The following is a 7,815-nucleotide window of genomic DNA, read 5'->3' on the forward strand; positions in this document are numbered from 1 at the left end:
CACGATGTCGCCTTCCACGAGGCCATCTACCACGCCACCCACAATCTGGTATGGACACAGCTTGGCAGCCTGCTGCGCCCTTCCATCAGCCAACTGATCCACAGTACCCAGCAGTCCGCGCAGCAGCATGATCACAGCCATCATCGCGCCAGCCTCGATCGTCATCGCGCGGTGATGGAGGCCATTCGCCTGCGCCAGCCCGAGATGGCACGCACCTGTGCCGAGCGGGTACTGGAGACCGCAGCGCGCGACCTCGGCTTCTCACCGGACCACCCGCAGCTGGGGCACCGCCGCTTCTGATGCTGATCGGGCGTCAGCTGATGACGGCCGATCCCACCACTCGCTTCGCCTGGCGCTGACCCTCGTTCAAACGCCCATTCTCAACAAGGATGCATCCGTGAAAATCACCCGACTCAAGACCTGGCAAGTTCCGCCGCGCTGGCTTTTTCTCAAGATCGAGACCGATGAAGGCTGCTATGGCTGGGGCGAGCCGGTCATCGAGGGCCGCGCCGCGACGGTCGAGGCCGCCGTGCACGAGCTGTCCGATTATCTGGTCGGTCAGGACCCGCGCAATATCGAGCACCTGTGGAACGTGATGTACCGCGCGGGCTTCTACCGTGGCGGCCCGATCCTGATGTCAGCCATCGCCGGCATCGATCAGGCGCTGTGGGACCTGAAGGGCCGTGATCTGGGAGTGCCCGTGCACCAGCTGCTCGGCGGCCCGATGCGCGACAAGATGCGCATGTACGCCTGGACCGGCGGCGACCGCCCGTCAGATGTCGGCGCAGGCGCCAAGGCGCTGGTCGACCAGGGCTTCACCGCCTTCAAGATGAATGGCACGCCGGAGATGCAGATCGTCGATTCGCACAAGAAGATCGATGACGCCGTGGCACGTGTCGCCGAGGCCCGTGATGCGGTCGGCCCGGATGTCGGCATCGGCATCGACTTCCATGGTCGCGTGCATCGCCCGATGGCCAAGGCGTTGCTGCGTGAGCTGGAGCAGTTCCACCCGATGTTCATCGAGGAGCCGGTCGCACCTGAACACCTGCCGTCGCTCAAGCATATCGCCGAAGGCATCGCGACGCCCATCGCCACCGGCGAGCGCCTGCACACCCGCTTCCAGTTCCGCGATCTGCTGGCGGACGGCATGGTCGACATCATCCAGCCGGACCTTTCCCACTGTGGCGGCATCAGCGAAGGCCTGAAGATCGCCACCCTGGCCTCGGCCTACGATGTGGCGCTGGCCCCGCACTGCCCGCTCGGCCCGCTGACGCTGGCGGCCTCGCTGCAACTGGACGCGGTGTGTCACAACGCCTTCATCCAGGAACAGAGCATGGGAATCCACTACAACAAGGACAACGACGTACTGGATTACCTGGTCGACAAGGATGCGCTGGCGATCAAGGACGGCTTCTGCGCCATTCCGCAGGGCCCGGGGCTGGGCGTCGAGATCGACGAAGCCTTCGTCGAAGAGCGTGCCAAGGTCGGCCATCGCTGGCGCAACCCGCTGTGGACCCACGAAGACGGCTCCGTCGCCGAGTGGTAATGCTGAGCATGCCGCAACGCACACACTGACAACACAGACGCCATGCCAGGACAGGCCTTCCGCCGAAGGCCTGTCACGCTCTAGGAAGGATTCGACATGACTCGTACCGCATCATCCGAACGCCCCGCCTTCGCCGACTTTCGCTACCCGGACCTCGAAGGCGCCAGCGTCTTCATCACCGGCGGTGGCTCCGGTATCGGCGCCGCGCTGACCGAAGGCTTCCTCGCCCAGGGCGCCAAGGTCGCCTTCGTCGGCCTGTCCGATGCCAGCGAATTCTGTGACGCCATGGAAGCTCGCTACGCCAATCGTCCGCTGTTCATCCCCTGCAACATCCAGGATATCGAGGCGCTGCAGGCCGCCGTCGCTCAGGCGCGTGAGGCCCACGGCCTGATCAACGTGCTGATCAACAACGCCGCGCGTGACACCCGTCATAGGCTGGATGAGTGGACGGTGGAACAGTGGGATGAATCCATCGCCACCAACCTGCGCCCGCAATTCTTCACCGCCCAGGCCGTCGCCCCCGACATGCGCGCGCTGGGTGGCGGCGCCATCATCAATCTGTCCTCCAACAGCTACATGCTGGGGCTGGGCGGCTACCCGACCTACGTCACCGCCAAGGCCGGCATCATGGGCATGACCAAGGCACTGGCGCGCGAGCTGGGCCCGGACGCCATTCGCGTCAATTGCCTGATTCCGGGCTGGGTGATGACGGAGCGTCAGCGCGAGCTGTGGGTCAACGACAAGGACTTGAACGAGTGCATTGACCAGCAGTGCCTGAAAGAGGCCATTCCGGTCGAGGACATGATCAATCCGTGTCTGTTCCTGGCCTCCAGCGCCTCGCGCATGATGACTGGCCAGCCGATGGTGGTAGACGGAGGCCGAGTGTGAGCGGCGTCAGCGTCACGCCGGCCTGGATCGCCGTCGACTGGGGTTCCAGCAATCTGCGCGCCTGGGCCGTCAATGGCGACGACGCAGTCATCGCCCAGGCCAGCAGTGCCCGCGGCATGCTGGGACTGGCGGCGGATGAGTTCGAGGATGTGCTGCGCGTGCTGATCAATGACTGGCTGCCCGACGATGCGACCTCTCCCATGCCGGTGCTGATCTGTGGCATGGCCGGCGCGCGTCAGGGCTGGCAGGAGGCGGCTTACCTGCCATTGCCTACGGAGAAGGCGCCTTCCCGTGATGTACTGGGGGCACTCTCCGAGCAGCTGACCCATGTTGCGACCCGCGACAGCCGCCTTGCCGTTGCCATCGTGCCGGGCCTCTGTCAGCAGCAGCCGAGCTACGATGTCATGCGTGGCGAGGAGACCCAGCTGGCGGGCCTGGTCGCCGCCCAACCCGACTACAGCGGTGCGGTGTGTCTGCCCGGCACCCACGCCAAGTGGGCGCATCTCGTCGGTGGCGCCATCACCGGCTTCAGTACCTTCATGAGCGGCGAGCTCTACAAGCTGCTCAGTCAGGATTCGGTGCTCAAGCACTCCGTCGCCGCGGGAGATCTCAGCGACCCCGCCCAGCGCGATGCCTATCTGGAGGGCATCGATACGGCGCTTGCCGCCCCGGAGCGCACCACCGCGCAACTGTTCGGCATTCGTGCCCGTGATCTGCTCGATACGGCTCTGCCTCAGGGTGACGCTCGCAAGGCGGTACTCGGCGCACGCCTGTCAGGCCTGGTGCTGGGGCTTGAGCTGGCGGGAGCCACTGCGGAGCTGCCTGATCACGCCACCATCACCCTGATCGGTGACGCCGTGCTGTGCCAGCGCTATCAGGTCGCGCTGGAGCATCTGGGCTATCAGGTCACCACCGCGGCCAACGCCGACATGATTCTGGCAGGCCTCGGACGCATCCAGCGTGCACGATCATCCGCGCAGGCATCGTCATCAGACCGTGCGTCGTCATCGGATCGCGCCTCTGTGAGCCATTGATTCAGCGTTGCTGACATTGCCAGCCGGTGAGCCACGTCATTACTCACTTCACACAGCCCTTATTCAAAGAGCTCCTCTTCAAACAGCCCCATTTCTGGAGATCGCCATGAGCCTGCCTCTAGTCGCCATACTACGCGGTGTGACACCGCAAGACATCATCGCCATCGCCGACGAGATCATCGCCGCCGGCATCACCCGCATCGAAGTCCCGCTCAACTCCCCTCAACCGCTGGAGAGCATCGCCGCGCTGGTCGAGCACTGCGAGCGCGCGCATGGCGGCAAGATCCTGATCGGCGCCGGCACCGTGCTGACCCCGCAGCAGGTGCGCGACGTGCACGCCGCCGGCGGTCGTCTGATCGTCTCACCCAATGCCGATGTCGATGTCATCCGCGAAAGCCGCCGCCTGGAGATGGTCTCGCTACCCGGAATCGTCACGCCGACGGAAGCCTTCGCGGCTCTCGCTGCCGGCGCCTCGGGCCTCAAGCTGTTCCCGGCGACTCAGGTCGGCATCGTCAACATGAAAGCCATGCTGGCCGTGCTGCCCAAGGACACCGAGCTTTATGCCGTCGGCGGCATCGGCAGTGACAACTTCGCCGAATGGCGCGCGGCGGGTGTCCACGGCGCTGGCCTCGGCACGGCCATCTACACACCGAGCCTGAGCGCCGCCGAAGTGGGCGAGCGCGCCCGCACGCTGGTCGCGGCATGGCAGGCGGCCGACTGACAGCCACACACGGATGGCGACAAGCCACGTCGCTGCAAGAGCGACGAGAGCGCGCCAATAGCCCATGGGTATAAGCGACCATGGCTAAAAAAGACCATGGTTATCGCAAAGGAGCAGCAGATGACGTCATCACCATGCCTTGGCACTGCCAGGCGCCTCGTCGCCAGTGGCTGCGAGCTGGGCGAAGGACCGGGCTGGACGCCCGCGACCAAGGCCCTGCCTGCGCGGGTGCGCTGGCTGAACATCCTCGCCGGCGAGCTGCATCACGCCGCCGCTGACGGCAGTGATCACGTCATCACTCAGCTCGCGCGCCGCACCTCCTACGCAGCCGTTACCCAAGACGGCGATTACCTGCTGGTCGCAGAGGGGATGCTCTCGCGCTTCACCCCCGAGACCGGCGCCGTGGAGGACTTCATGCCCTTCGAGGCGGACATGACGCCGGCCACGCGCAGCAATGACGCGCGGGTCGATCGTCACGGCAGTCTGTGGCTGTCGAGCATGGGCTGCAACGCCGAGTCCGGCGCTGGCAGCCTCTATCGACTGCATCGCGGTGAGCTGACCCGCGTGCTCGAGGGGCTGAGCATTCCCAATGCGCTGTGCTTCTCGCCGGATGGCCGCTTCGCCTATTTCACCGACACCGTCACCGGTCAGGTGATGCGCTGGCAGCTGGACGCCGATGGCTGGCCACTCACCTCAGCAGGTGAATACAACGCCCCTGAGGTCTGGGCCGATCTGCGCGATGCCCGTGGTGGCCCGGATGGCGCCGTGATCGATGCCGACGGCCACATGTGGATCGCGCTCTGGGGAGCCGGCCGCGTGGCCAGGCTGGACCACGACGGCAAGGAAATCGCCCATGTGACGCTGCCGGTCAGCCAGCCTTCGTGCCCGCTGTTGGGTGGCGAGGGGCTGAGCACGCTGTATATCACTACGGCGCATGAAGGCTTGGCTTCGCCGGATCATGCGGCGGGGGATGGCGACCTCTTCGCGCTGGACCTGTCAGCACACGGCTTCAAGGGACTGGCAGAGCCACCGCTGGTGCTGGGCTGACAACTGCCATTCCGTCTCTGATCTTTCTTTATTTCTGGACCTCTCATGATGACCGCAGACGCCCCATCTTCCCGACCTTCGGCTGCGCCTGACGCGACCTGGTCAAGCGATCAACAGTGGTTGAGCTTGAGTGCCGATGGCATCCAGCTGCAGCTGGATCTCGCCGATGACCTGCTCAAACTGGCCCATTTCGGGCGCATTGCGCCCATCAATCCGGCTCAGCACCGCCTGATATGATGACCGCAGACGCCCCATCTCCCCGACCTTCGGCTGCGCCTGACGCGACCTGGTCAAGCGATCAACAGTGGTTGAGCTTGAGTGCCGATGGCATCCAGCTGCAGCTGGATCTCGCCGATGACCTGCTCAAACTGGCCCATTTCGGGCGCATTGCGCCCATCAATCCGGCTCAGCACCGCCTGATGAGCGCTGCCGCCACGCCCCAGGCGAGTTTGGATCAGCTGCCGCCCAATACCCTTTTCAATGATGCCGGACTCGGCTTTGCCGGCTATCCCGCGCTGATCGGTGACCGCGAAGGCCGCGACTGGCTGACGGCGATGCGCCTGAGCGATGTGGCCTGCTCGACGGATGCCACCGGCGCCCACGCCCGCCTGACGCTTCGTGACAGCCTGAGTGAGCTGGAAGTGCTGATCGCGCTGACCGTCACCCGCGAGGGTGTATTGCGTCAGCAGACGACTCTGACCAATCAGTCATCAGCGCCCTACCGGCTCGAATGGCTGGCGGCTGCCTGCCTGCCGCTGCCGGTCCGCTTCGAGGAATGCCTGAGTTTCGGTGGCCGCTGGGTGCAGGAGTTCACCGAGACGCGTCATCGTCTCAGCGAAGGCACCTTCACGCTCGAGAACCGTCGCGGGCGCAGCTCGCATCAACGCGTGCCGACGCTGATCACCGGCACGCCAGGCTTCAGCGAGCAGCGTGGCGAAGTCATCACCGCGCATCTGGCGTGGAGCGGCAACCATCGCGCCCTGATCGAGCGGCAGTTCGATGGCAGCACCCAACTGCAGATGGGCGCCCTGCTGCTGCCAGGCGAGCAGATGCTGGCCGCCGGCGACAGCGTGACCACCCCGGAAGTGGTGATGGCCTGGTCGGATACGGGCATCAATGGTGCCAACCAGCGCATGCATCGCACCCTGCGCGCGCGCCTTGACTGGCCGGTGGCTGACAAGCCGCGCCCGGTACACGTCAATACCTGGGAAGCGCTCTACTTCGATCACGATGCGACGCGGCTCGATGAGTTGGTCGTTGCCGCCGGTGAGGTGGGTGCCGAACGTTTCGTGCTCGATGATGGCTGGTTCGTCGGCCGGGATGGCGAGCGCGCCGCCCTGGGCGACTGGTATCTGGATGCCGGCAAGTACCCGCAGGGGCTGGGGCCGCTGATCGAGTCAGTACAGGCGCACGGCATGGAATTCGGCCTGTGGGTCGAGCCCGAGATGGTCAATCCCGACAGTGAACTCTTCCGCAGCCATCCGGACTGGATCCTCGGGCTGGAGGGGCGTGAGCAGCCGCTGGGACGTTATCAATGCGTACTGGATCTGACCCGCCGCGAGGTCTGTGACTACCTGTTTGCGCGCCTCGATGCGCTGCTCAGCGAATACCCGATCAAGTATCTGAAATGGGACATGAATCGCGACCTGACCCACGCGGGCGGTCAATCGGAGGAAGGACGCGGCAAGCCTGCCGCCCATGCCCAGGTCAGCGCGCTCTACTCGCTGCTGGCCCGCCTGCGAAAGGCGCATCCCGGCGTCGAGATCGAGAGCTGCGCCTCGGGTGGCGCGCGCACCGATCACGGCATACTCCGGCACACCCATCGCGTCTGGACGTCCGACTGCAATGACCCCCACGAGCGCACGCATATCCAGCGCGGGGCCAGTCGCGTACTGCCGCCGGAGCTTCTGGGCGCGCATATCGGGCCGCAACACGCTCACACTACCTCGCGACGCACGACGCTCGCCTTCCGCGCCTCCACGGCACTGTTCGGTCATCTGGGGCTGGAGCTGGATGTCAGCCAGCTCGATCAGGCGGAGCGCAGTGAGCTGCGCGGCTGGATAGCGCGCTACAAGTCGCTGCGTGGCCTGCTGCACAACGGTGTCAACTGGCGCCTGGATTGCCTGGATGACAATCAGCATGCCCATGGCGTGGTCAGTCAGGATGGCCAGCAGGCCCTTTTCAGCATCAGCCAGCTGGCCATGCCACGTCACGCCGTGCCCGCCGCCCAGCCGCTGACCGGCCTGCAAGCCGACACGGCCTACCGGCTCGAGCTGCTGGAACTGCCGGAGCACCCGGAGCGACGCATGAAGCAGCTGCCCGCCTGGATCAGCCGACAACAGGCCGGCGAGCCGGTCGTCGTCTCCGGTGAGTACCTGATGCGTGAAGGCCTTGCCCTGCCGGTGCTGGACCCTGACCAGGCAATCCTGATTCACCTTCAGGCGGTTGCGGCATGACCCGTGCCGCGCCGGCCGTGATGGCCTGCGCTGCGCTCGCTCCCCATTTTCAGCTTCAAGGATGACCCCCATGCAGCTCGGTGTCTGTTACTACCCGGAACACTGGCCACGTGATCGCTGGCC

The 7,815-nt window shown here is 65.4% G+C and carries 8 protein-coding genes; all 8 read left to right on the forward strand.

The features are described 5' to 3' along the window. On the forward strand, positions 1–300 hold a 300-nt coding region (locus tag AC4FAH_RS11855; RefSeq protein WP_490246080.1), incomplete at its 5' end, for an FCD domain-containing protein. 97 nt (positions 301–397) lie between these two features. Then, on the forward strand, positions 398–1,546 hold the full coding sequence (gene dgoD, locus AC4FAH_RS11860; protein ID WP_213114625.1) for a galactonate dehydratase: 1,149 nt from the start codon (positions 398–400) through the stop codon (positions 1,544–1,546). A 96-nt stretch (positions 1,547–1,642) separates the two neighbouring features. Next, on the forward strand, positions 1,643–2,434 hold the full coding sequence (locus tag AC4FAH_RS11865) for an SDR family NAD(P)-dependent oxidoreductase (RefSeq protein ID WP_213114626.1): 792 nt from the start codon (positions 1,643–1,645) through the stop codon (positions 2,432–2,434). Then, the gene (locus tag AC4FAH_RS11870) at positions 2,431–3,468 is read left to right on the forward strand and encodes a 2-dehydro-3-deoxygalactonokinase (protein WP_213114627.1); all 1,038 of its coding nucleotides are present in this window, start codon (positions 2,431–2,433) and stop codon (positions 3,466–3,468) included. The genes AC4FAH_RS11865 and AC4FAH_RS11870 overlap by 4 nt, the downstream gene beginning before the upstream one ends. A gap of 106 nt (positions 3,469–3,574) precedes the next feature. After that, a complete protein-coding gene (locus AC4FAH_RS11875; protein WP_286988172.1) occupies positions 3,575–4,189 on the forward strand; it encodes a 2-dehydro-3-deoxy-6-phosphogalactonate aldolase in 615 nt (204 codons plus the stop codon). 120 nt (positions 4,190–4,309) lie between these two features. After that, positions 4,310–5,236 carry an SMP-30/gluconolactonase/LRE family protein gene (locus AC4FAH_RS11880; protein ID WP_286988171.1) on the forward strand — a complete coding sequence of 309 codons (927 nt, stop codon included), beginning with the start codon at positions 4,310–4,312 and terminating at the stop codon, positions 5,234–5,236. Positions 5,237–5,281: 45 nt separating this feature from the next. Beyond that, on the forward strand, positions 5,282–5,473 hold the full coding sequence (locus tag AC4FAH_RS11885; RefSeq protein ID WP_490246081.1) for a hypothetical protein: 192 nt from the start codon (positions 5,282–5,284) through the stop codon (positions 5,471–5,473). Positions 5,474–5,550: 77 nt separating this feature from the next. Then, complete coding sequence (locus tag AC4FAH_RS11890) at positions 5,551–7,692, forward strand: alpha-galactosidase (protein WP_490246082.1); 2,142 nt, start codon at positions 5,551–5,553, stop codon at positions 7,690–7,692. Positions 7,693–7,815: the final 123 nt, after the last annotated feature.

This window comes from Cobetia sp. (assembly GCF_983723665.1).

What these genes read in the sequence shown, in the direction of transcription:
- AC4FAH_RS11865 (WP_213114626.1), top strand. Translation starts at nt 1,643, where the DNA reads ATGACTCGTACCGCATCATCCGAACGCCCCGCCTTCGCCGACTTTCGC.
- AC4FAH_RS11875 (WP_286988172.1), top strand. Translation starts at nt 3,575, where the DNA reads ATGAGCCTGCCTCTAGTCGCCATACTACGCGGTGTGACACCGCAAGAC.
- AC4FAH_RS11880 (WP_286988171.1), top strand. Translation starts at nt 4,310, where the DNA reads ATGACGTCATCACCATGCCTTGGCACTGCCAGGCGCCTCGTCGCCAGT.
- AC4FAH_RS11885 (WP_490246081.1), top strand. Translation starts at nt 5,282, where the DNA reads ATGATGACCGCAGACGCCCCATCTTCCCGACCTTCGGCTGCGCCTGAC.